Origin of the sequence: Sphingomonas changnyeongensis, from assembly GCF_009913435.1 — a bacterium.
GTDB classification, from domain to species: Bacteria; Pseudomonadota; Alphaproteobacteria; order Sphingomonadales; family Sphingomonadaceae; genus Sphingomonas_B; species Sphingomonas_B changnyeongensis.
The window spans coordinates 71,915-96,013 of the sequence record NZ_CP047895.1 but is presented as its reverse complement, the minus strand read 5'-3'; the positions used below and the strand labels follow the sequence as shown (position 1 = coordinate 96,013).

At 69.8% G+C, this 24,099-nt stretch carries 21 protein-coding genes and 1 pseudogene; 20 read left to right on the top strand and 2 right to left on the bottom strand.

Annotated features, from left to right (window positions below; all coding sequences use genetic code 11):
• Window positions 1-7 precede the first annotated feature (7 nt).
• The 17 genes and pseudogenes from murB (at window position 8) to GVO57_RS00470 (ending at window position 17,825) form a co-directional block, all read left to right on the top strand.
• Window positions 8-888: pseudogene (gene murB / locus GVO57_RS00550) on the top strand (UDP-N-acetylmuramate dehydrogenase).
• Window positions 885-1,817, top strand: a complete 933-nt coding sequence (locus tag GVO57_RS00545; RefSeq protein ID WP_160590977.1) for a D-alanine--D-alanine ligase — start codon at window positions 885-887, stop codon at window positions 1,815-1,817. The pseudogene murB and the gene GVO57_RS00545 overlap by 4 nt, the downstream one beginning before the upstream one ends.
• Window positions 1,817-2,848, top strand: coding sequence for a cell division protein FtsQ/DivIB (locus GVO57_RS00540; protein ID WP_160590975.1), 1,032 nt, complete (start codon window positions 1,817-1,819; stop codon window positions 2,846-2,848). The genes GVO57_RS00545 and GVO57_RS00540 overlap by 1 nt, the downstream gene beginning before the upstream one ends.
• On the top strand, window positions 2,845-4,131 hold the full coding sequence (gene ftsA, locus GVO57_RS00535) for a cell division protein FtsA (RefSeq protein ID WP_160590974.1): 1,287 nt from the start codon (window positions 2,845-2,847) through the stop codon (window positions 4,129-4,131). Before GVO57_RS00540 ends, ftsA begins: the two co-directional genes overlap by 4 nt.
• Before the next feature lie 110 nt (window positions 4,132-4,241).
• Window positions 4,242-5,714: a cell division protein FtsZ gene (gene ftsZ, locus GVO57_RS00530; RefSeq protein ID WP_160590972.1), complete on the top strand. Its 1,473-nt coding sequence runs from the start codon at window positions 4,242-4,244 to the stop codon at window positions 5,712-5,714.
• A 141-nt stretch (window positions 5,715-5,855) separates the two neighbouring features.
• Window positions 5,856-7,430, top strand: a complete 1,575-nt coding sequence (locus GVO57_RS00525; RefSeq protein WP_160590970.1) for an SPOR domain-containing protein — start codon at window positions 5,856-5,858, stop codon at window positions 7,428-7,430.
• Entirely contained in the window at window positions 7,427-8,593 is a 1,167-nt protein-coding gene (locus GVO57_RS00520) for a deoxyguanosinetriphosphate triphosphohydrolase (RefSeq protein WP_160590968.1), read from the top strand. The genes GVO57_RS00525 and GVO57_RS00520 overlap by 4 nt, the downstream gene beginning before the upstream one ends.
• 342 nt (window positions 8,594-8,935) lie before the next feature.
• Window positions 8,936-10,663, top strand: coding sequence for an arginine--tRNA ligase (gene argS / locus GVO57_RS00515; RefSeq protein ID WP_160590966.1), 1,728 nt, complete (start codon window positions 8,936-8,938; stop codon window positions 10,661-10,663).
• Entirely contained in the window at window positions 10,663-11,412 is a 750-nt protein-coding gene (locus GVO57_RS00510) for an SPOR domain-containing protein (protein ID WP_160590964.1), read from the top strand. The genes argS and GVO57_RS00510 overlap by 1 nt, the downstream gene beginning before the upstream one ends.
• A 10-nt stretch (window positions 11,413-11,422) precedes the next feature.
• Window positions 11,423-12,451, top strand: coding sequence for a beta-N-acetylhexosaminidase (nagZ, locus tag GVO57_RS00505; protein WP_160590962.1), 1,029 nt, complete (start codon window positions 11,423-11,425; stop codon window positions 12,449-12,451).
• 57 nt (window positions 12,452-12,508) lie between these two features.
• The gene (locus GVO57_RS00500) at window positions 12,509-13,333 is read left to right on the top strand and encodes a segregation and condensation protein A (RefSeq protein WP_160590960.1); all 825 of its coding nucleotides are present in this window, start codon (window positions 12,509-12,511) and stop codon (window positions 13,331-13,333) included.
• Complete coding sequence (scpB, locus tag GVO57_RS00495; RefSeq protein WP_233281406.1) at window positions 13,236-13,853, top strand: SMC-Scp complex subunit ScpB; 618 nt, start codon at window positions 13,236-13,238, stop codon at window positions 13,851-13,853. The genes GVO57_RS00500 and scpB overlap by 98 nt, the downstream gene beginning before the upstream one ends.
• Window positions 13,854-13,913: 60 nt before the next feature.
• Window positions 13,914-14,171: a twin-arginine translocase TatA/TatE family subunit gene (locus GVO57_RS00490; protein WP_160590958.1), complete on the top strand. Its 258-nt coding sequence runs from the start codon at window positions 13,914-13,916 to the stop codon at window positions 14,169-14,171.
• Window positions 14,172-14,773: 602 nt separating this feature from the next.
• Window positions 14,774-16,024, top strand: a complete 1,251-nt coding sequence (locus tag GVO57_RS00485; protein ID WP_160590956.1) for a lipoprotein-releasing ABC transporter permease subunit — start codon at window positions 14,774-14,776, stop codon at window positions 16,022-16,024.
• On the top strand, window positions 16,017-16,715 hold the full coding sequence (locus tag GVO57_RS00480; RefSeq protein ID WP_160590954.1) for an ABC transporter ATP-binding protein: 699 nt from the start codon (window positions 16,017-16,019) through the stop codon (window positions 16,713-16,715). The genes GVO57_RS00485 and GVO57_RS00480 overlap by 8 nt, the downstream gene beginning before the upstream one ends.
• A 39-nt stretch (window positions 16,716-16,754) precedes the next feature.
• Entirely contained in the window at window positions 16,755-17,234 is a 480-nt protein-coding gene (locus GVO57_RS00475) for a RidA family protein (RefSeq protein WP_233281405.1), read from the top strand.
• Window positions 17,235-17,825 (top strand): GNAT family N-acetyltransferase, encoded by a 591-nt coding sequence (locus tag GVO57_RS00470; protein WP_160590952.1) that lies wholly within the window; start codon window positions 17,235-17,237, stop codon window positions 17,823-17,825. It abuts the gene before it with no gap.
• A gap of 30 nt (window positions 17,826-17,855) precedes the next feature.
• Here GVO57_RS00470 and GVO57_RS00465 read toward each other — a convergent pair whose 3' ends face one another.
• Entirely contained in the window at window positions 17,856-18,590 is a 735-nt protein-coding gene (locus GVO57_RS00465; protein WP_160590949.1) for a hypothetical protein, read from the bottom strand.
• Between the two features lie 60 nt (window positions 18,591-18,650).
• Here GVO57_RS00465 and lipB point away from each other — a divergent pair, with 60 nt between their 5' ends.
• The 3 genes from lipB (at window position 18,651) to GVO57_RS00450 (ending at window position 20,507) form a co-directional block, all read left to right on the top strand.
• Complete coding sequence (gene lipB / locus GVO57_RS00460; RefSeq protein WP_160590947.1) at window positions 18,651-19,307, top strand: lipoyl(octanoyl) transferase LipB; 657 nt, start codon at window positions 18,651-18,653, stop codon at window positions 19,305-19,307.
• 90 nt (window positions 19,308-19,397) lie between these two features.
• On the top strand, window positions 19,398-19,670 hold the full coding sequence (locus GVO57_RS00455) for a hypothetical protein (RefSeq protein ID WP_201752661.1): 273 nt from the start codon (window positions 19,398-19,400) through the stop codon (window positions 19,668-19,670).
• 225 nt (window positions 19,671-19,895) lie between these two features.
• Window positions 19,896-20,507, top strand: coding sequence for a hypothetical protein (locus tag GVO57_RS00450; RefSeq protein WP_160590945.1), 612 nt, complete (start codon window positions 19,896-19,898; stop codon window positions 20,505-20,507).
• Window positions 20,508-20,533: 26 nt separating this feature from the next.
• Here the strand turns inward: GVO57_RS00450 and dnaE are convergent, their stop codons facing one another.
• Window positions 20,534-24,028, bottom strand: a complete 3,495-nt coding sequence (dnaE, locus tag GVO57_RS00445; protein WP_160590943.1) for a DNA polymerase III subunit alpha — start codon at window positions 24,026-24,028, stop codon at window positions 20,534-20,536.
• Window positions 24,029-24,099: the final 71 nt, after the last annotated feature.

Genomic DNA, 24,099 nt, shown 5'->3' with positions numbered 1-24,099 from the left:
TGAACCCCTGCCCCCGGTGCGCGGGCGGCTGACGCCGGATGCGCCGCTGGCCCCCTGGTCTGGTTCAAGGCCGGCGGTGCCGCCGACTGGCTGTTCGAGCCTGCCGATGCCGAGGATCTGGCCGCCTTTCTCGCCGCGCTCGACCCGGCGGTGCCGGTGATGGCGATTGGCCTCGGGTCGAACCTGATCGTGCGCGACGGCGGCGTGCCGGGCGTGGTCGTGCGGCTGGGCAAGGCCTTTGCCCGGGTGGAGCGCGCCGGGCCGCTGTCGCTGTCGTGCGGCGGCGGGGCGAGCGGCATCCTGGTGTCCTCGACCGCGCGCGATCTCGGCATTGGCGGGATGGAGTTTCTGCGCTCGATCCCCGGCACGGTCGGCGGGTTCGTGCGGATGAACGGCGGCGCCTATGGCCGCGAGGTGCGCGACATTCTGGTGGCGTGCGACGTCGTGCTGCGTTCGGGCGAGCGGCGGCGGCTCGGCCCCGATGATCTGGCCTTTGCCTATCGCCACAGCGCGCTGCCGGCGGGTGCGATCGTGATCGCGGCGGAGTTTGCCGGCCATGACGCCGCGCCCGCCGACATCCAGGCGGAAATGGACCGGATCGCGGCGGCGCGCGAGGCGTCGCAGCCGCTGCGCTCGCGCACCGGCGGCTCGACGTTCAAGAATCCGCCCGGCGACAAGGCATGGCGTCTCGTCGATGCGGCCGGCTGCCGGGGCTTGACCCGGGGCGGCGCGCAGGTTTCGGAAAAGCATACCAACTTCCTCATCAATCTTGGGGACGCGACCAGCGCCGATATCGAGGCGCTGGGCGAGGAAGTGCGTGCGCGGGTCCGCGCGCATGCGGGCGTCGAGCTGGAATGGGAGATTGCGCGCGTGGGACGGCCGGCATGAGCCTTCACATCCTGGTGCTGATGGGCGGCTGGTCGGCCGAGCGCGCGGTGTCGCTGATGTCGGGGGCCGGGGTCGCCGATGCGCTCGAGGCGCTCGGCCACCGCGTCACCCGGCTGGACATGGACCGCGACGTCGCGGTGCGCATCGCCGAAGCGCGGCCCGATCTGGTGTTCAACGCGCTGCACGGCACGCCGGGCGAGGACGGGTCGGTGCAGGGCATGCTCGACCTGATGGGCATTCCCTACACCCATTCGGGGCAGCAGACATCGGTCATCGCCATCGACAAGCAGCTGACCAAGAATGCGCTCGTCCCCCATGGCATCCCGATGCCCGGCGGGCATATCGTTGCATCCGAAAGCCTGTTTGCCGGCGATCCGCTGCCGCGCCCCTATGTGCTCAAGCCCGTCAATGAAGGCTCGTCGGTCGGCGTCGCGATCGTGACGGAGGGCGGCAATCACGGCGCGCCCATCGCCCGCGATGCCGCCGGGCCGTGGCAGATCTTCGACACATTGCTGGCCGAACCGTTCATTCCGGGCCGCGAGCTGACGGTCGCGGTGCTTGGCGACCGGGCGCTCGCCGTCACCGAGCTGCGCCCGCGCACCGGCTTTTACGACTATGACGCCAAATATACCGACGGGCTGACCGAACATGTCTGCCCGGCGGAGATCCCCGCGCCGGTTGCCGAACGGGCGATGGAGCTTGCGCTGGCCGCGCACCGGCTGCTCGGCTGCCGCGGCGCGTCGCGCGCCGATTTCCGCTGGGACGAGACGCGCGGGCTGGACGGGCTGTTCCTGCTCGAGGTCAACACCCAGCCGGGGATGACGCCGCTCAGCCTGGTGCCCGAACAGGCGCGGGCGGTGGGGATGAGCTATCAGCAACTGGTGGCCGCCATCGTCGCCGACGCGCTCGGCCACCGGGAGCAGGGCTGATGGCAGAGGCGCGCGCGACCATCCGGCGGGGGGCGGCACGGCCGGCCGCGCCGGCGCGGCGCGCGCGGGCCACGGTACCGGCCCGGCCGGGCCTGTTCGCGCGGCTGCTCGGCCTCGCCCCGATCAGCCCGGAGACGGTCGAGCGGACCGTCACCGGCGCAATCCTGGCCGGCGGGGCGGCGTTTGCGCTGCTGATCCTGCATCTGATGGGCGTGCCCGCCATGGCCGGCGCGGCGCTTGCCGATCTGACCGCGCGGGCGGGATTTCAGGTCAAGCGGGTCGAGCTCAACGGCGTGAACAACATGGACCGGCTGACCGTCTATGCGATCGCGTTCGACCAGCATTCGCTCGCCATGCCGCTCGTCGATCTCGACCGGGTGCGCGAGCAGCTGCTGCGTTATGGCTGGATCGCCGATGCGCGGGTGTCGCGCCGGCTGCCCGACACTTTGGTCGTCGACCTCGTCGAACGCCGCCCGGCTGCGGTGTGGCAGCATCAGGGGCAGCTGCGGCTGGTCGATGCGGCCGGGGTCGTGCTCGACGATGTCTCGGCGGTGGCGATGCCCGATCTGCCGCTCTTGATCGGGCCGGGCGCGAACCGCCATGCCGGGGCGCTGCTGGCGCTGGTCGACAAGGTGCCGGCGCTGCGCCCGGTGCTGGTCGGCGCAACCTGGATCGGCGACCGGCGCTGGGACCTGCGCTTCCAGTCGGGCGAGACGCTTGCCCTGCCCGAAGGCGATGCCGCCGCGCAGCGCGCCCTGGTCAAATTCGCGCGGCTCGATGCCGACCGGCGGCTGCTGGGCGGACAGTTTGTGCGCTTCGACATGCGCGATCCGACGCGCTTCGTCGCGCGGATCAACCGGCAGGCGCGGGCGATCGACGAGCAGGCGGATGAAGCCGCCATCGACGCGGGCGATGAAACTGCGGGGGACGGGGCGGAAGGGGCGACAGCACCCGGTGCGGGGGGCATCCGGCCGGCGCGGCCCGCAGCGCCCCGGAACGGCGGACTGGCAAAGGTGAGCGACAGCATATGAGCAGGCGGGACGGGCGGAGCGCGGGCGCGCGGACGGAGCGGCTGATCACGGCGCTCGACATCGGATCCTCCAAGGTTTCCGCGCTGATCGCCGCGCGCGGCGAGGGCGGGGCGATCGAGGTGCTGGGCACCGGCCAGCGCGAAAGCCGGGGCGTCAAGCGCGGCTATGTGGCCGACATGGCGGCGACCGAACTGGCGGTGCGCGAGGCCGTCGAACAGGCCGAACGCATTGCCGGGGTCAATATCGAGGATGTCTGGGTCAGCTTTTCAGCCGGCGGGCTGGTCAGCAACATCGCCTCGGTCGAGGTGGAGCTGGGTGGGCACCGGATCGAGCAGCAGGATATCGACCAGCTGCTCGCCGCCGGGCGCGATTCCATCGACCCGGCCGGGCGGATGGTGCTGCACGCCCAGCCGACGCTCTACACGATCGACGGGCTGACCGATGTGCGCAACCCGCGCGGGCTGCATGCCGACCGGCTGGGCGTCAACATCCATGTCGTGGCGGCCGATCCGTCGCCGGTCCGCAACCTCGATCTGTGCGTCAGGAGCGCGCATCTCGACGTGCGCTCGATCGTCGCCGCGCCGGTCGCGACCGGGCTTGCCTGCCTGTCGGACGAGGAACGCGATCTGGGCGTGGCGCTGGTCGAGCTGGGCGCGGGGGTGACCAATGTGTCGCTGTTTTCAGGCGGGGTGCTGGTCGCGCTCGCTTCGCTGCCGATCGGGGCTGCCGACATCACCGACGATATCGCCTCGGCCTTCGGCACCAGAAGGGCCCAGGCCGAACGGATGAAATGCTTCTACGGCTCGGCCACCGCCAGCCCGCGCGACAATCATGACATGATCGACGTCGCCCCCCTTTCCGCCGAGGAGGAAAGCGGCGATGTCCAGCGCATCACCCGCGCGCAGCTGATCGCCGTGATCCGCGAGCGGCTGGAACAGATGATGGGCGACATTTCCCGGGCGCTCAAGGATATGGGCTTTGCCGGTCCCAATGGCCGGCAGGTGGTGCTGACCGGCGGCGGCGCTGAACTGAAGGGCATGGCCGATTATGCGCAGGGCGTGCTCGGCCGCGCGGTCAGGGTCGGCCGGCCGCGCGGGCTGGCGGGCCTGCCCGACGCGCATAGCGGCCCGGCCTTTGCGACGCTTGCCGGGCTGACCTGCTATGCCGCGTCCGACCCGGTCGATCTGCGCGCGGCACCGCTTGCCGCCGCGCAGACGATGGTCCGGGCCAGCGGATCGGCGCTGATCCAGCGGCTGGTGGCCGCCTTCCGGACCAATCTGTGAATAATGTTGTGGATTATTAAGATTTGGCTCGATTTGGTGAATCCGCTGATTCATAAGTGATGCGGGGGCGAGCGCTTCGCCGACGGGAAAGCGACGGGAGTTTTTGAGGTATGAGCATCGAGTTTATCCCGCCCGAGGTCGATGAACTGCGGCCGCGGATCAGCGTCATCGGCGTCGGCGGCGCGGGCGGCAATGCGATCGCCAACATGATCGCGTCCGAGGTGCAGGGCGTTGATTTCATCGTCTGCAACACCGATGCCCAGGCGCTCAACGCCTCGCCTGCCGAACGGCGCATCCAGCTTGGCCTCAAGATCACCCAGGGGCTGGGCGCGGGGTCGCGGCCCGAAATCGGCCGCGCCGCCGCCGAGGAAACGATCGAGCAGGTCGAACGCGCGCTCGACGGCGCGCATATGTGCTTCATCGCCGCCGGCATGGGCGGCGGCACCGGCACCGGGGCTGCCCCGGTGATCGCCAAGGCAGCGCGCGAGCGCGGCATCCTGACCGTCGGCGTCGTGACCAAGCCGTTCAGCTTTGAAGGCACGCGGCGGATGAAGTCGGCCGAATCCGGCATTGCCGAGCTGCAAAAGCATGTCGACACGCTGATCGTCATCCCCAACCAGAATCTGTTCCTGATCGCCAACCCGAACACGACCTTCAAGGAAGCGTTCCAGATGGCCGATCAGGTGCTGCAGCAGGGTGTGCGCGGCATCACCGACCTGATGGTCATGCCCGGCCTGATCAATCTCGACTTTGCCGATGTGCGTTCGGTGATGGGCGAGATGGGCAAGGCGATGATGGGCACCGGCGAGGCGACCGGCGACAATCGCGCCATCGAGGCGGCGGAAAAGGCGATCGCCAACCCGCTGCTCGACGGCGTGTCGATGAAGGGCGCAAAGGGCGTCATCATCTCGATCACCGGCGGCGAGGACATGCGCCTGATGGAGGTCGACGAGGCGGCGAACCATATTCGCGAACTGGTCGATCCCGAAGCCAACATCATCTGGGGTTCGGCGTTCAACAACGAGCTGGAAGGCAAGATCCGCGTGTCGGTGGTCGCGACCGGGATCGAGGCCGAACAGGCCGCCCAGCCCGAGCCGGCGCGCGTGTTTTCGTTCCCCGGCGCGCGCAAGGCGGATGACAAGGCCGAGCCGCGCCCGTTCGTGATGCCGGCGGCCAAATCGGCTGATCCGGCCCCAGTTGTCCAGCCCGCGCCGGTGGCCGCTCCGGAAGAGGAGGTGCGGTTCGTCGACGACGCTGCCGAGGCGGAGCCGCTGACCCTCGACACGCCGGTCGCCGAGCCGGTGGCCGCCGCGCCCGAGCCGGTGGTTGCGCCGCCCGCGCATGACGAGCTGCTGCTTGACGCCCCGGCGGCCGAGCCTGCGCCGGTGGTGCCCGAACCGGCGGCGCCGTCCTGGCTCAAGGGCGGGCGCGAGGACAAGGCCCCGCGTCCGGGCGGCGGCACGCTGTTCGAGCGCATGTCGTCGATCGCGCGCGGTTCCGCCCGCACGCCGGGCGCGCCCGATGACGAGCGGTCCGACCCGCTCGACATTCCGCGTTTCCTCAACCGTCAGAACAACCAGTAAGCCGGCGGGCGCTGACGGGGCATGGCGTTCATGCCCCGGGGCGGCGGCGAACTCCGGTTCGTCGCCGTCTCGCCACATCTGGGCGCGCCGCCGTGCGGTTCAGATTGGCGACAGCGGCCGTGGTGCAGCTATGCTCGCATCGTGATCCGATCCTCCCTTCTCGGCAGCGGATTGGCGGCGCTCGCCCTGGCGCTCGCCGCCCCTGCCCATGCGCAGCCCGCAGCGGGTGCCGCCGAGCGCCTGTCCCAGCATCTGCGCGATCTGGCGCGCGACCCGACCAGCCTGCCGGCGCTGATTGGCGCGGGTGAGGCGGCGCTGGGCGTGGGTGACAGCAATGCCGCGCTCGGCTTTTTCGCGCGCGCCGACGAACAGGCCCCGCGCAACGGCCGGGTGAAGGCGGGCCTCGCCCGCGCGCTGCTGATGAACGACAATCCGCGCGATGCGCTGCGCATGTTCGAGGCGGCGACTGCGCTGGGCGTTCCCGAAGCCGATATCGCCGGCGACCGCGGCCTCGCCTTCGACCTGCGCGGCGACCAGCGGCGGGCGCAGCGCGACTATGCGATCGCGCTGCAGCGCGGCGGCAATGACGAGGTGACGCGCCGCTATGCGCTGTCGCTGGCGATCAGCGGCGACCGCGCGGGCGCGCTCAAGCTGCTCGACCCGCTGCTCTACAAGCGCGACCAGGCGGCGTGGCGGGCACGCGCCTTTGTGCTGGCGCTGACCGGCGATCTGCCGGCTGCGAACCAGATTGTCGGCCAGGTGATGCCCGAACGCATGGCGGCGCTGATGACGCCGTTCATGGCACGGCTGGCCACGCTCAAGCCCGCCGAAAAGGCCGCCGCCGTCCATCTGGGCGAAATGCCCGCCGATGGCGTGCGCATGGCGGGGGCCGAGGCTGATGCGCAGGTGGCGGCGATGGCCCCGATGTCGCAGGCGGCACGGCTGGCACCGGTCATCCAGTCCACACCGGCGCCTGATGCCGCGCCCAAGCCGGCTCCGGCCGCTGTCGAGCCGCGCGGCGCGCGCCGCCGCGGACGCGCTGCGCCCCCGGCCGCCGCACCTGCCCCTGCGCCGGCACCGCCACCCCCGCCGCCGCCGCCCGCGATGCTGGCGGGTGACGCGCTCGATCCCGTGCTGGCCGGGTCCGGGGCGGCGGGTGCGGGGCGTGGGCCGGCGGCATTGCCCGCCGCGCGGCGCGGCGATCTCGATGCGATCATGGCCGATATCCGCGCGGCCGCGCGCGCCGATCGCGAGTCGCCGCTCGGCACGTCAGTGCGCCGCGCCGCACCTGTCGCGGCAGCGCCCGAGACGGAGGCCCCGGCCCCCCGCGTCGCCGAGGCGCGCAAACCCGATTCCGCGAAGCCCGATCCGAAAAAGCCCGATCCCAAGAAACCGGACCCCAAAAAGCCCGACCCCAAAAAGGCCGAGGCGCGCAAAAAGCCCGAACCCAAAGTGCCGCCGCGCATCTGGGTGCAGGTGGCGGGCGGAGCCAATCGCGCCGATATGCCCAAGGAATGGAAGCGGCTGACCGGCCAGGCCCCGGCGGCGCTCAAGGGGCGTCAGGCCTCGCTTGCCCCCGGCCGGCTGCTGGTCGGCCCGTTCAAGAGCGATGGCGAGGCGCAGGATTTCGTGCGCACGCTGCGCAAATCGGGCGTCGGCGCATTTCAATGGGACAGCCCCGCCGGGGCCGATGTGCGCAAGCTGGGGGCGAAATGAGGGGACATAGCAGCTGGGCCTGCGATCCCGCCCGCAGCCGTGGCCGGCTGTTTGACGAGCATACCAACATGATGCGCGGGCCGCGCGACGCCTATCAGCGCGACCGGGACCGCATCGTCCATTCGATCCCGTTTCGTCGCCTGCGCCACAAGACGCAGGTGTTCGTGGCCCCGGACGGCGATCATTTCCGCGTGCGGCTGACCCACAGCCTCGAGGTCGCGCAGATCGGCCGCACCATCGCCCGCGCGCTCGGCCTCAACGAGGATCTGACCGAGGCTTTGTGCCTTGCCCATGACATCGGCCACCCGCCCTTCGGCCATGCCGGGGAAGAGGCGCTGGAGGCGGCGACCGCCCATGCCGGCGGGTTCGATCACAATGCCCATACGCTGCGCGTGCTGATGCGGATAGAGCGGCCCTATCCGCGTTTCGACGGGCTGAACCTGACCTGGGAGACGCTTGAGGGGCTGGCCAAGCATAACGGCCCGGTCGCCGAGCCGAGCTGGGCGATGCGCGAGGCCGACCGCGACTTTCCGCTGGCGCTCGACCAATGGCCGTCGCTGGAGGCGCAGGTCGCGGCGGTGGCTGACGACATCGCCTATGACAATCACGACATTGACGACGGGGTCCGCGCCGGCCTGCTGACGCGCGACCAGATCATGGCCGTGCCGCTGGTCGCGCGCGGGTGGCGCGAGGCCGAGACGCGTTACCCCGATATCGGCGAGCGGCGGCTGCGCGCCGAGCTGATCCGGTCGCAGATCGGGCTGATGGTCAACGACCTGATCGTCGAGACGCGCCGCCGCATCCGCGAATCGGGCGTGCAGAGCGTCGACGATGTCCGCGCGGCGGGGCGGGCGCTGGTCGGCTTCAGCCATGCGATGCAGGCCGAGGAACGTGAACTGAAACAGTTCATGTATGCCAATCTCTACCATCATCCGCGCCAGCTGGAGGCGGCGGCCGCCGCCAACCGGATCATCGCCGGCCTGTTCGCCGCCTATGCCGCCGATCCGGCGCTGCTGCCTGACGCATGGCGCGAGACGCTGCCGCCCGACGAACCCGAGCGCACGCGCCATATCGCCGATTTCATCGCCGGCATGACCGACCGCTACGCGATCGCCCGTTACCGCGAGGCGGTGGGACCGATCGACCTGCCGGATTGTTTTTGAGGGGAGCTCCGGGGGGTGCTGCTGTCGCAGCACCGGATGTTGTTTGTTGGGAAGAACGGCACCGGGTGTGTTCGTTTAGGAAGAACGGCACCGGCCCTCACCCCCACCCGGCCTCCCATAGCGTAACCTGCCGCCCATGAGGCCGGGTGGGGGTGAGGGCCGGTGCCGCCCCCCGCGCCGCAAGGCGCGGCACAGACAACGCCGCCCGTGCGGCGTGAGCCGCACCACAAACAACCCGGTGCCGCCCCCGCGCCGTGAAGCGCGCAACAGAAAACCGGGGGCTGGTGCGCGCCGGGCCGGTTCGATATTGGGCGGCCATCCCAGTCATCACGGATCCAGGCCTTGACCATCTTTGCCCGTTTCACCGCCATCACCCATGACATTCTCGACCAGCTGACCGGCGACGGCCAGCTGCCGGCGGGGCTGGGGCGATCGGGCGTGGCGGTCGAGGCCCCGCGCGATCCCGCGCATGGCGATCTGGCGATCAACGCGGCGATGGTGCTGGCCAAGCCTGCGGGCACCAATCCGCGCGCGCTCGCGCAGCTGATCGCCGACCGGCTGGGCGCGCTGCCCGATGTCGCTGCGGTCGAGATTGCCGGGCCGGGCTTCATCAATCTGCGCCTGGTCGATGCCGTCTGGCGTGACGAGCTGGCGGCGATCCACCGGCTGGGTGCCGATTACGGCCGGTCCGATCTTGGCGGCGGGCGGCGCGTCAATGTCGAATATGTGTCGGCCAACCCGACCGGCCCGATGCATATGGGCCATTGCCGGGGCGCGGTCGTCGGCGATGCGCTGGCGAGCCTGCTCGAGTTTTCGGGCCACTGCGTGACGCGCGAATATTATGTCAACGATGCCGGCGGCCAGGTCGATGTGCTCGCCCGGTCCGCGCATCTGCGCTACCGCGAGGCGCTGGGCGAGGCGATCGGCGAGATCCCCGAAGGCCTGTATCCGGGCGATTATCTGAAGCCGGTCGGCGCGGCGCTCGCGGCCGAATATGGCGCGCGCTATGCAACCGCGCCCGAGGGCGAATGGCTGGCGCTGTTCCGCACCCGCGCGGTCGCGGCGATGATGGAGATGATCCGCGCCGATCTGGCGCTGCTCGGCATCCATCACGATGTCTTTTCATCCGAAGCCGAGCTGCAGGCGGCGGGCAAGCCCGAGGCGGCCGAGGCGTGGCTGCGCGCGCGCGACCTTGTCTATGACGGGGTGCTCGAAGCGCCCAAGGGCGAGACGCCCGAGGACTGGGAACCGGTCGAGCTGCCGCTGTTCCGCTCGACCCGCTTCGGCGACGATCAGGACCGCCCGATCCGCAAATCGACCGGGCAATGGACCTATTTCGGCGCGGACATGGCCTATCATTTCCAGAAGGCCGAGAATGTCGATGCGATGATCGACATCTGGGGCGCGGACCATGCCGGCACGGTCAAGCGGATCAAGGCGGCGGTCGCGGCGCTGACCGAGGACCGGGTGCAGTTCGACGTCAAGCTGATCCAGATGGTGCGGCTGCTGCGCGCGGGCGAGCCGGTCAAGATGTCCAAGCGGGCGGGCAATTTCGTCACGCTCGCCGATGTGGTGCGCGAGGTCGGCCGCGACGTCGTCCGGTTCTCGATGCTCACCCGCAAGGCCGATGCCCAGATGGATTTCGACTTTGCCAAGGTGGTCGAGGCGTCGAAGGACAATCCGGTCTTCTATGTCCAATATGCCCATGCGCGTATCTGCTCGATCCGCCGCCGCGCCGCCGAGGCGGGGGGGATTGCGGGCGCGGCCGACCGGGCGCTGCTCGATGCCGAGGATCTGGCGCTGGTCAAGCTCGCCGCCCAGTTTCCCCGCATCGTCGAGGGCGCGGCGGCGGCGCGCGAGCCGCACCGGATCGCGTTTTTCCTCTATGACCTTGCCGCCGCCTTCCACGCCTATTTCAATGCCGGCAATGACCGGCCGGAACGGCGCGTGCTCGTTGCCGGCAATGATGCGCTGACCGCCGCGCGGCTCGACCTGATCGACGGTGTCGGGCAGGTGATCCGCAACGGCTTGGCGGTGATGGGGGTCGCGGCTGCCGAGGAGATGCAGTGATGGGCGATTTCGACCGGGACGGCTATCTGCTGCGCGACGAGGACCGGCTGCCTTGGCTGGAGGCGGTCGATGACGAGGATGATCTCGCCCGCCCCGGCCCCGGCCGGATTGCGGCGATGCTGCTGGGGGCGGTGGTCGCAGTCACAGCGGTGCTCGCCGGCATCTGGTGGTGGCAGAGCCGCCCGGTCAGCCCGAGCGGCGCGGGCGAACTGATCGCCGCCCCGGCCGGGCCCTACAAGGTCCGCCCCGCCGATCCGGGCGGCATGGAGGTCGAGGGCAAGGGCGAGGCCGCGTTCCAGACCAGCGAAGGCGCGGATCCCAAGGGCGCGCTCGACCTGACGGCGGTGCCCGAGGCCCCGGTGACGCGCGCGCCTGCAGCTCCCGCGACGCCTGCCGCGCGCCCGCCCGCCAGCACCGCTGCCGGTCCGGGGGCAGCGAGCGCGTCCGTCGCCGAAGGCGGGCGGCTGACCGCCAAGGCGCCGCCTGCGCCCGCATCCGCCCCCGCCGGCCCGGCGGGCAGCGTGATCCAGCTTGGTGCGTTCGACAGCCAGTCGGTCGCGCTGTCGGCCTGGACCGGGCTGTCGCGGCGCTTTGCCTATCTGGACGGGCTCAATCGCTTCGTCGTTCCGGCCAAGGTCGGCGGGCGGACCTTCTACCGGCTGCGCGCCACCGCGCCCTCTGCCGATGCGGCGCGCGATGCCTGTGCGCGGCTGAAGGTCGCGGGCGAAGCCTGTCTGGTCGTCAACTGAGCGCGCGGCGATGATCCCGGTCGTCTTCGGCCTGTCCGGCCCGGTGCTGACGCCCGATGAGCGGGATTTCTTCCGCGACGTCGATCCGGCGGGCTATATCCTGTTCCGGCGCAATTGCGTCGACCGCGCCCAGTTGCGCGCGCTGACCGACGATCTGCGCACGCTCCACGGCCGGGACGATCTGCCGGTGCTGATCGATCAGGAAGGCGGGCGGGTGGCGCGGATGCAGCCGCCGGAATGGCCGGCCTTTCCGCCGGCGGCGCTGTTCGGCCGGCTTTACGACATCGCGCCGGCTTCGGCGATCGCGGCGGCCAGGGCCAATGCCCATGCGCTTGGCCTGATGCTCGCCCAATGCGGGATCAATGTCGATTGCCTGCCGCTGCTCGATGTGCGCCGCGCCGGGGCCGATGACGTGATCGGCGACCGTGCGTTCGGCTTTGAACCGATGCGGGTGGCGGCGCTTGGCCGCGCGGTGCTGGCGGGGCTTGCCGAGGCCGGGGTGATCGGCGTGGTCAAGCATATGCCGGGCCATGGCCGGGTGCTCGTCGACAGCCACAAGGCGCTGCCGGTGGTCACCGCCGGCGAGGATGAGCTGGCCGAGGATCTGGCGCCGTTCATCCGCCTGGCCGACGCGCCGATCGGGATGAGCGCCCATATCGTCTACACCGCCTGGGACGCGGACCGCCCGGGGACGTTGTCGCCGGCGGTGATCGACGGCATCATCCGCCGCCGCATCGGTTTTGACGGGCTGCTCCTTACCGACGATATCGACATGAAGGCGCTGTCCGGCACGCCGGCTGAAAAGGCGGTCGCCGCGCTCGCCGCCGGGTGCGACATCGTGCTCGACTGCTGGGCGCGGATGGACGAGATGACCGCGATCGCCGCCGCCGTGCCGCCGATCACCGCCGCCGCGCGCGACCGGCTGGACCGCGCGATGATCGGGGCCGGGCGTGCGCCCGACCTTGCCGTGATGGCCGATCTGGTCGCGACGCGCGACCGGCTGCTCGCCCCGGTCGTCACGGCCAGCGCCGCCGGCTGACGCCCATTGGCCGGGGCGCTGGCGGCGCCGGGGCGCGGGCGTGATACTCTGTCGCGCGTGACCGATTCGTCCGCATCTTTGGTGATCGAGATTGACGGCTGGGAAGGGCCGCTCGACCTGCTGCTTGCGCTGGCGCGCGGGCAGAAGGTCGATCTGCGCGAAATCTCGATCCTCGCGCTGGTCGAGCAATATCTCGCCTATCTGGCCGGGGCGCGGGCGCTGCGGCTGGAAATCGCCGCCGATTATCTGGTGATGGCGGCGTGGCTTGCCTATCTGAAATCGGCGCTGCTGCTGCCGCGCGATCCGGAGATCGAGCCCAGCCCCGAGGAGCTGGCGCTGCGGCTGCAACTCCGGCTCCAGCGGCTGGCGGCGATGCGCGAGGCGGGGGCGCGGCTGATGGCGCGTGACCGGCTGGGCCGCGACGTGTTCGCGCGCGGCGCGCCCGAAGGGCTGGCGACCGTGCGGCAGAGCCTGTGGCAGGCCGATCTTTACGCGCTGATCCAGGCCTATGGCCGGGTGCTGGCGCGCACCCGGCCGGTCGTCCACCAGATCGCCCGCCGCCCGGTGATGACGCTGGAGGCCGCGCTCGAGCGTCTGGGCAGGCTGATCGGGGCCAAGCCGGACTGGGCGCGGATCGAGGCGTTCCTGCCCTATGCCGCCGATCCCGCGCTGGCGCGGTCGTCGCTCGCCTCCAGCTTCGTCGCCGCGCTCGAACTGGCGCGGCAGGGGCGGGCCGAGCTGCGCCAGGACGGGCCGTTCGCGCCGCTTTATCTGCGGGGGCATCGTGAGCCGTTCGATCCCGGACGATCCGTCCCCGGCCGATTTCGGCGTGCGCGCGGTCGAGGCGGTGCTGTTCGCCGCCACCGCGCCGCTCAGCGTTGACGAGATTGCCGCCCATGTCGGGCCGGATGTCGATGTGCGCGCGGCGCTTGCCCGGCTTGCCGCCGATTATGCCGGGCGCGGCATCGGCCCGGTCGAGCGCGGCGGGCGCTGGCATTTCCAAACCGCGGCCGATCTTGCCCATCTGCTGCGCCGCGACCGGGAGGAGCCGCGCCGGCTGAGCCGGGCGGCGGTCGAGACGCTGGCGATCATCGCCTATCAGGAACCGGTCAGCCGCGCCGAGATCGAGGCGGTGCGCGGCGTGCAGATTTCCAAGGGCACGCTCGACGTGCTGATGGAGGCGGGCTGGGTGCGGCCCGCCGGGCGGCGCGAAGGGCCGGGGCGGCCATTGCTTTACGCGACGACGCCGGGATTCCTGGCGCATTTCGGGCTTGGCAGCCGCCGCGACCTGCCGGGGATCGACGATCTGCGCGCCGCCGGGCTGCTCGATCCGGTCGATCTTGCGCTGGCGGGTGCGATGCCGGGCGAGGACGAACTGGAAAGCGGCGACGAGAGCGACTAGATAGGCGGCACAGACGCGCGGCCGCGCGACCGGGGCGACCCGCCCCTGAGGAGATTTTTCATGGGTGGTTTCAGCCTCTGGCACTGGCTTGTCGTCGGCATCATCGTGCTGCTGCTGTTCGGCAAGGGCCGGTTTTCCGACATGATGGGCGATGTCGCCAAGGGCATCAAAAGCTTCAAAAAGGGCATGGCCGAGGACGATCAGCCCGCCGCCCCGACCGCCGGGCGCGTCGAGGCGATCGAACAGGCGCGCCGCGTGGACGGGGAGGCCCGCCCGGTCGACACCCGTTCCGCCGCCGAGGATCGTCAGCAGGGCTGAGAGGTGCCGCCGCTGTCCGCCGCCGCGCCGCATCGCGGCCCCGGCGGTTCAGGGCGCGCAATCTGCTGCCCCTCGCGACCTGCTTGACTGGCCGTGGGGCGCTGCGCTGATCCCGCGGATGCGCGGCCCGGCATGCTGATCGAGCCTCGCCCAGCCTGGACCTTTGGCAGCCCGGATCTTTAGCGGCCCGGACCTTTGGCAGCGCTGGCCTTCAGCAACCGCCGCTCCGAAAAAAATTTGCCCAGAAACGGAGAATGCCCGGATCGTTTCCGATCCGGGCACCCGCGTGACGATCGCTCGTCAGCCCCCTTTTGACGTCCCGCTCGACGCCCGCCTGCTCCCCTTCAAGAGGCTGGCGGAGCGAGACTTTCCCCGAACCATGGCCATTGCCTGTGTTCAGTAATGCAAGGCTATGACGACTCTGCGCCGCTGTCATGTGCGTTTATCCGGGGTTCAGCCTATTTCCCCCATGCTGTGGCCTTGCTGCAACAGCCGGGGCGGGGGTTCCGGCGGAGCGGGGGCGGACGAAACGGACCGAAGGCGATTCCCCTGCCGCCGCAAACCTTCTAGAGCGGCCGCATGGCCAGCAACCGGAACCCGGAATGATCCTTTCCGCCTATGAACGGATGATCGCCAAACGCTATCTGCTGCCGGGCAGGGGCGAGGGCTTCATCGTCCTTGTTGCCTCGATCAGCCTGGTGGCGGTCATGCTCGGCGTTGCCGCGCTGATGGTGGTGATGAGCGTGATGAACGGCTTTCGCGCCGAGCTGTTCGACCGCGTCGTCGGCCTCAACGGACATGCGGTGATTCAGGGCTATGGCGGCCAGCTGCGCGACTGGCGGACGCTGCTTGCCGACGCGCGGGCGACGCCGGGCGTGGTGTCGGCGACGCCGCTGATCGAACAGCCGCTGATGGCAAGCTATGACGGGCGGGTCGAAGGCGTGCTGGCGCGCGGGATGCGGGTGGCCGACATCCGCGCCAATCCGGTGGTGCGCGGGGGCGTGGTCGCCGGGCGGCTCGCCGATCTGGTGCCGGGCAGCGACAATGTCGCGATCGGCGCACGGCTGGCCGAGGCGCTGGGCGCGCGCGTCGGCGGATCGATCAGCCTGATCAGCCCGCAGGGGCAGGCGACCCCGTTCGGCACGGTGCCGCGCATCGTCAGCTACCGGGTGGCGGCGATTTTCGAGGTCGGCGTCTATGACTATGACAAGGCGTTCGTCATCCTGCCGATCGAAGACGCGCAGACGCTGCTGATGCTGGGCGATTCGGTGGGGATGATCGAGGTCAAGACCGCCGATCCCGACCGGGTCGGCGAGATCCTGGCCCCGCTTGCGCCGCGCATCGGCAATCAGGGGGTGATGACCGACTGGCGGCAGATGAATGCATCGCTGTTCGAGGCGTTGCAGGTGGAACGGGTGGCGATGTTCGTCGTGCTGTCGATCATCGTGCTGGTCGCGGTGTTCAACATCCTGTCGGCGCTGATCATGCTGGTGCGCGCCAAGACCCGCGACATCGCGATCCTGCGCACCATGGGCGCGACCCGCATCGGGCTGATCAAGGTGTTCGTGACCATCGGCACGGCGATCGGCGCGCTCGGCATCGCCGCCGGGCTGGCACTGGGCGCGCTGTTCCTGTTCTACCGCCAGGCGGTGGTCGAGGCGGTGCAGTTCGTGACGGGGCAGAATCTCTGGGATCCGTCGATCCGCTTCCTGACCGAGCTGCCCGCGCGCACCGACCCGGTCGAGGTGGCGGCGATCGTGATCATGGCGCTGGTGCTGAGCTTCCTCGCCACGCTCTATCCGGCCTTCCGGGCGGCGAGCACCGATCCGGTGCAGGTGCTGCGTTATGAATGACGTGCTGGTGGTGCGCGACCTGACGCGCAGCTTCACGCAGGGCACGGAGACCGTGCATGTGCTGCGCGGTGTCGACCTTGATGTCGCGGCCGGCGAGATCGTCGCGCTGCTCGGCCCGTCGGGATCGGGCAAGTCGACGCTGTTGCAGGCGGTCGGCCTGCTCGAAGGCGGGTTTGGCGGATCGATCCGGATCCTGGGCGAGGAGGCGGCCCGGCTGGACAATGACGCGCGCACCCGGCTGCGCCGCGACCGCATCGGCTTTGTCTATCAGTTCCACCATCTGCTGCCCGATTTCAGCGCGCTCGAAAATGTCGTGCTGCCGCAGCTGATCCGCGACACCCCGCCGGCCGAGGCGGAACAGCGGGCCGCGGCGCTGCTCGGCGCGCTCGGGCTGCAGCACCGGCTCGGCCACCGCCCGGCCAAGCTGTCGGGCGGCGAGCAGCAGCGCGTCGCCGTCGCCCGCGCGCTCGCCAACCGCCCGGCGCTGGTGCTGGCCGACGAGCCGACCGGCAATCTTGATGAGGCGACCGCCGACATGGTGTTCGACGCCTTTCTGGCCGCCGTGCGCGAACAGAATGCCGCCGCGCTGGTCGCCACCCATAATGAGCGGCTGGCGACGCGGATGGACCGGGTGCTCAGGCTGCATGAGGGCCGGCTGCACGATGCAGCCGCGCCGGCAAAGGCTGTCTGAACGGGCCGGCACCGGCCGATGATGAAGGGGGATGGGGCGATGACGCGGATCGACAGGCTGGCCCGGCAGGGCATGACGGCGGTTCTGGCACTGGCGGCGGCTGCAGCGGCTGCACCGGCACAGGCGGTGCCCCCGCCCGTCAGCCATGTGCCCGCTTACGCCCCGGACGGGACACGCCGGCCCTTTTCGCAGTCGGTGCGCGCGGGCGACATGGTCTATCTGTCAGGCCAGCTCGGCACGCGCCCGGACGGCACTTTGCCCGAGGGGATCGAGGCGCAGAGCCGCCAGATGATGGAGAATATCGCGGTCGCGCTGCGTGCGGCGGGGCTGGGCTTTGAACATGTCGTCCACTGCCTCGTCATGCTCGACGACATGGCGGATTGGGAGGCGTTCAACCGCGTCTATGTGCCCTATTTCCCGGCCGGGCAGCTGCCGGCGCGCAGCGCGATGGGCGTCGAGGCGCTGGCGCTTGGCGCGCGGGTCGAGATGGAGTGCCAGGCCAATGCCGCCTGGCGCTGAATGATCGTCGCGGTCGCGCCCGGCACGGTGGCGACGGTCGTCACCTCGCTCGAGATGCGCGTGCGGCCGCGTCCCCGGCCGCTTCCCTCGGGCCCGCTGGCGCTCAGGCGCTGGCCCGCGCCCGGCCTTGCCGCCTATCGCCAGCTGTTCCGCCGGGTCGGCGAACCCTGGCTGTGGTTTTCCCGGCTGGTCATGCCCGATGCCGAACTCGCCGCGATCCTCGCCGATCCGGGGGTGGAGGTGCATGCGGTGATCGACCGGGCCGGGATCGAGGTCGGCATGCTGGAACTGGATTTCCGCCGCCCGGCTGAATGCGAGATCGCCTATTTCGGCCTCGTCCCCGAACTGACCGGGCGGGGCCATGGCCGCTGGCTGATGGCCCATGCGCTGATGCTGGGCTGGCGCGCGGGGGTGGAGCGGCTGTGGCTGCACAGCTGCACGCTCGACCATCCGTCCGCGCTCGGCTTTTACCGCGCCCACGGCTTTGTGCCGTTCCGGCGCGAGATCGAGACGTTCGACGATCCGCGCCTGACCGGGCACCTGCCGCCGGACGCGGCGCCGCACGTCCCGCTGCTCGCTGCGCCGGCCTGAGCCGATTGAGGGTCTGATTCGGGCGGGCGCTCAGCCCTGCGGGGCAAGCTGGCGATAGATGGCGATGGTCACCAGCAGCAGCACCAGCGTCACCCCCGCGCCGAACAGCGCCGACACCAGCGCCCCCAGAAAGCTGGTCACATCGCCCGCGCCCGCGACCAGCTGGATCACCGCGACGATGGCATTGGCGAGGCCCGTGACGACAAAGCCCGCGACATAGATGATCGCCGCCATGGCAAAGATCCGCCAGCCATTGCCGCGCGTGACGCTCAGGCTGCGCGTGATCGCCGCGACCGGGTTTGACAGCCGTTCGGCGACCAGCGTGACTTCGGCAAGCAGCGTGCGCCCGGCCAGATACAGGCCCGGCAGGATCAGCAGCAGCGTGCCGGCAAACAGCATCAGCCCGACAAGGATGTTGGCAATGACGAAGATCGGCAGCAGCCTCAGCCCTGCCGACAGCGCTTCGGCCACGGTCGGCCGTTCGGGGGCGAGCAGCAGGATCAGCACCGCCAGCCGGCCGAGCGCGGCGATCAGCGCGCTCAGCACCAGATAGGGCCAGTTGCTGTCGATCCACAGCTCCAGCGCCTCGACCGGCGGCAGGCCCTGCGCGATGTCCATCGGCCGCAGGATGTTCATCACCAGCGTCGGCATCAGCAGGAACACGCCGGCAATCGCGATCAGCAGATCGCGCTGGCTGCCAAGGATCGCCATGGCATCGCTCCATGCCCGGCTGAGGTCGAGCTTCATTCCCGTCTCCCGCATCATGCCCCGCATATAGCCGATCCCGCGCTTGAAGCGAGGCCCGCCAGTCGCGATGTGGGGGGCATGACGACCGAGATCGAATGGACGCTGTCTCCCGGACTGACCGATTATCAGGCGGCGCTTGCCGATATGGAGGCGCGGGCGGAGGCGATTGCCGCCGGACAGGCACCGGAGCGCATCTGGCTGCTCGAACACCCCCCGCTTTATACCGCGGGGACCAGCGCCGACCCTGCCGAGCTGCTTGCGCCGCGTTTTCCGGTGTTCCCGACCGGGCGGGGCGGGCGGTACACCTATCATGGCCCGGGCCAGCGGGTCGGCTATGTCCAGCTCGATCTCAGCCGGCGCGGGCGCGACGTGCGCTGCTTCGTCCACCGGCTGGAAGGCTGGCTGATCGCGGCGCTCGCTGATCTGGGGGTGACGGCGCGGGCGATTGACGGCCGGGTCGGCATCTGGACCGATTTTCAGGGGCAGGAGGTCAAGATCGGGGCCATCGGCGTGCGCGTGCGCCGCTGGGTGACGTTCCACGGCTTTTCGCTCAACATCGACCCCGATCTCAGCCATTTTGGCGGCATCGTGCCGTGCGGCCTGCCCGAGTTTCCGGTCGCCAGCCTCAAAAGCATCGGCCAGCCGCGCAGCTTTGCCGAAGTCGATGCGGCGCTTGCCGCAAACCTTGCCGGGTTCGTTGACGGATTGGGTTGCAGCCGCAAGAACCACTCTTGAGGGGTGAAGATTTTCTGTCTAAACACGGCGGCGATTTGGCTAAAGCAGGGCCTGCGAGCCGGCCAAATCCGAAAAACAAGGGAGTTTCGAATGCGTGACCTTCTCGCGAAGATGATGACCGGCTCGATGATCGCCGGCGCCGCTCTGCTGGTTGCCGCCTGCGGCAGCAAGGAAGAAGCCAATGTCGCCGACGCCAACGTCGCCGAAATGAACGCCATGGACATGAATGTCGCCACCGACAACATGACCGAAATGGATGGCGCGATGGCCAATGACGGCGCGATGGCGAACGACATGAACGCCACCGACGCCAATGCCGCGGCCCCGGCCGCTGCCGAAAACGGCACCGAAGCCGCGAAGTAAGCTTCGCAGCCAATGGCTGGAAGGGCCGTCCGGGCGACCGGGCGGCCCTTTTTGCATGTCCGGCGGGCTGGACGGCCGGGACGGCAGACCCCGTGCACCGCCGCCGCGCGTCGCCCGGCCACGGATCGGCGCAAAGCGCTTTTGCCGTCTGCCAAAAGGCGTTAGGCAGACGGCGCGGTGCGGAGTTTTTTGATGCGTCACGTTCGCCTTGTTGCCCTGGCCCTGATGATGGCGGCGCCGCTTGCGCCGGTGAGTGCCAATTTCTTCTGGAAACAGCCCGATTTCAGCGGCCCGCCGGTGCGCGGCGACGAACCGGGGGTCAGCGCGGCCCCGTTGCCCGGTGCGACGCCCGCCGAACTGCGCGCGATGGTGGTGTGGAATCTGCGCTCGGCGCTCAACGTCGCGGCGCTGCAATGCCAGTTCGATCCGACGCTGCTGACGCGCAACCAGTATAATCACATGCTCGACAATCATAAGGCGGAGCTGGCGGCGGCCTATCAGACGCTGTCGGGCTATTTCACCCGCCGCCACAAAAAGGCCGGGGCCAGCCATCTCGACGCCTATGGCACGCGCACCTATTCGAGCTTTTCGGCCGTCGGCCTGCCGCAGTTCAACTTTTGCGCGACCGCCGCGCGGATCGGGCGGGAGGCGCTGTTTGCCCGGCGCGGGCAGCTGCATCTGGTCGCCGAACAGCGGCTGACGACGCTGCGCAACAGCCTGACCCGCCGGCTCGCCGAACAGCAATTCACCTATGCGCCGCCCTATTTCACGCCGCTGCCGGTGCCGCTGGAAGAGGCGTGCCGCAAAAAGGGCCGCAACGGGCGCTGCCGCACCTGACCGGCAGGCGGCTGGGCACTGCTGGGTCAGGACACCAGCGCGAGGCGCGGTGTCTCGACCGCGCTCAGTTCGACGCGCACCACCCCGGGCAGCTGCTCGATCCGGGCCGCCAGCTCGGCATCGAGCCGAAAGCCGCGGCCCAGCCGCACATCGGCGGTTCCAGCCGGCCCGGCTGCTGACAGGCGCACCTCGCCGCGCCCGCTGCCGGTCCCGCCGAGCAATGCCGCGATGCCTGCCAACGCCTCCGGCGCTGCCACTTCGAGGCGCAGCATCAGCCGCGCCGCATCGCCCAGCCCTTCGAGCGGCTGCAGCCGCTTGATCGCGACGCGCGGGCTCTCCTCGCCGGGGCGCTTGTCCAGCTCGACCGACAACAGGCCGCAGCCGCCGGTGCGGGCGGCGTCTTCCAGATCCTTGGCCGCCATGTCGTCGAAACAGCTGGCGACGAACTGGCCGCTCGCATCCGAACAGGTGGCGAGCAGATAGCGCCGCCCCTTGGCCGAGGTCCGCCAGCGCACATCCTCGATCAGCGCGGCCATGGTCGCGCCGACACGCTCGTCACCGATATTGACCGTGCACAGCTGCATATAGCTGCGCGCGCCATGCGCATCGGCGATGTGGCGGTAACGGTCGACCGGATGGGCGGAGAAGTAAAAGCCGAACGCGTCCTTTTCCTGCGCCATCCGCTCGGCCAGCGACCAGCTTTGCCCGGCGGGCAGGGCGATGGCGGCCCCCGCCATTTCGGCCTCGCCGAACAGGCCGCCCTGGCCGGTCGTGCGCTGGTCGGCGGCGCGCGCCGCTTCGGCAAGGATGGTTTCGGCAGCCGCGAACACGCCCGCCCGGTCGTGCGCGATGGTGTCGAACGCGCCGGCGGCCGCCAGGCTTTCCATCTGGCGGCGGTTGAGCAGTTTCGGGTCCACCCGGTTGGCGAAATCGTCGAGCGAGGCAAATGCGCCGCCGCGCGCGCGCTCCTCGACCAGCTGCGCCATCGCCCGTTCGCCGACATTGCGCAGCGCGCCCAGCGCATAGCGGACGGCCAGTCCCGGACTGTCCTTGGCATCTTCATCGACGACCGGCTCGACCGAAAACTCGGCCTCCGACCGGTTGATGTCGGGCGGCAGCAGCGTCAGCCCCAGCCGGCGCATATCGTCGACGAACACGCAGAGCTTGTCGGTCTGGGCGATGTCGTAGCACATCGACGCGGCGAAGAATTCGTGCGGATGATGCGCCTTCAGCCAGGCGGTCTGATAGGCGAGCAGCGCATAGGCGGCGGCGTGCGACTTGTTGAAGCCATAGCCGGCGAATTTGTCGATCAAGTCGAACAGCTCGTTCGCCTTGTCGGCGGGAATGCCGTTCACCTTCTCGCAGCCCTCGACGAAGATCGCGCGCTGCGCGTCCATCTCGGCCTTGATCTTCTTGCCCATCGCGCGGCGCAGCAGGTCCGCGCCGCCCAGCGAATAGCCGGCCAGGATCTGCGCGGCCTGCATCACCTGTTCCTGATAGACGAAGATCCCGTAGGTTTCGGCCAGCACCGGTTCGAGCAGCGCATGCGGATAGGTGACCGGCTCGCGCCCGTTCTTGCGGGCGCCGAACAGCGGGATATTGTCCATCGGCCCCGGCCGGTAGAGCGAGACCAGCGCGACGATGTCGCCGAAATTGGTCGGGCGCACGGCTGCGAGCGTGCGGCGCATGCCTTCGGATTCGAGCTGGAACACGCCGACCGTGTCGCCGCGCTGGAGCAGGTCATAGACCGCCGGATCATCCCAGCCGAGCGCGCCCAGATCGACCATGATCCCGCGCGCCGCCAGCATCTCGACCGCGCGCTGGAGCACCGACAGCGTTTTCAGCCCCAGAAAGTCGAACTTCACCAGCCCCGCGCCCTCGACATATTTCATGTCGAACTGGGTGACCGGCATGTCGGAGCGCGGATCGCGGTAAAGCGGCACCAGCTGGGCCAGCGGCCGGTCGCCGATCACCACGCCCGCGGCATGGGTCGAGCTGTGGCGCGGCAGCCCTTCCAGCCTGCCGGCAAGGTCGAACAGCCGCTTCACCTCGGCATTGGTCTTGTATTCCTGCGCCAGTTCGCTGACGCCGTTGAGCGCGCGGTCGAGCGTCCAGGGATCGGTCGGGTGATTGGGCACCAGCTTTGCCAGCCGGTCGACCTGGCCATAGCTCATCTGCAGCACCCGGCCGGTGTCCTTCAGCACCGCGCGCGCCTTCAGCCGCCCGAAGGTGATGATCTGGGCGACATGGTCGCGGCCATATTTCTGCTGGACGTAGCGGATCACCTCTTCGCGCCGCGTTTCGCAGAAATCGATGTCGAAGTCGGGCATCGACACGCGTTCGGGGTTCAGGAAGCGCTCGAACAGCAGGCCCAGCTTCAGCGGATCGAGATCGGTGATGGTGAGCGCCCAGGCGACGACCGACCCCGCGCCCGATCCGCGCCCCGGCCCCACCGGAATGCCCTGCGCCTTCGCCCATTTGATGAAATCGGCAACGATCAGGAAATAGCCGGGGAACCCCATCTGGATGATGACGTCCAGCTCGAAATCCAGCCGTTCGACATAGGCGGCGCGCGCCGATTGATCGGTGATCCGGGCGGCGGCCAGCCGCGCCTCCAGCCCGGCATGGGCGTCGGCGCGCAGCTTTGCCGCCTCGCCCTCGCGGTCGCCGGCAAGGCTGGGCAGGATCGGCTTGCGCTTGGGGGCTGCAACCGCGCAGCGCTGGGCGATGACCAGCGTGTTCGACAGCGCCTCTGGCAGATCGGCAAACAGCGCCGCCATGTCGGCTGCCGGCTTCATCCACGCGTCGGGCGAGCTTTTGCGGCGATCGTCGCTGTCGACATAGCTTGACGAGGCGATGCACAGCATCGCGTCATGCGCGGGGTGGAAATCGGCCTCGGCAAAGCAGCAGGGATTGGTCGCGACCAGCGGCAGGTCATGCGCGAAGGCCAGATCGATCAGATGGCGTTCGGCGCGCGCCTCGGTCTCGTCCATCCGCCGCGACAGCTCGATATACAGCCGTTCGGGAAACAGCCGTTCGAGCTGGTCGACATAATCGATGGCGGCCGCCGCCTGCTCCTCGGCGAACAGCCGCGCCAGCGCGCCTTCGGCCCCGGCGGTGAGCGCGATCAGCCCCTCGGTGCGCCCGGCCAGCGCCTCGAACGGCACATGCGGGTCCATTTCGATCGGCCGGTCGAGATGGGCCATCGACACCAGCTCGCACAGGTTGAGATAGCCGGTCTCGTTCTGCGCATAGAGCGCCAGCCAGTCGAGCGCCGGGGGCTGATCGCCGTGCCGGGGGCGCGCAACGCCCAGCAGCGTGCCGACGATCGGCTGCACCCCGGCCTTCATCGCCGCCTCGCAAAAGGCCATCGCGCCGTAAAGCCCGTTGCGGTCGACGACCGCGACCGCCGGGAAACCATGGCCGCGTGCGGCCTTTGCCACATCCTTCGGGTCGATCGCGCCTTCAAGCATCGTGAAAGCGGAAAAGACGCGCAGGGGAACGAACGGGGCGTGCGGCATGCCCCGCTTATGGGTCCTGGCGCTGCGAAGGGGAAGGGCGGGGTGCCCTTTATCCCCAGCTTATCCGGTCA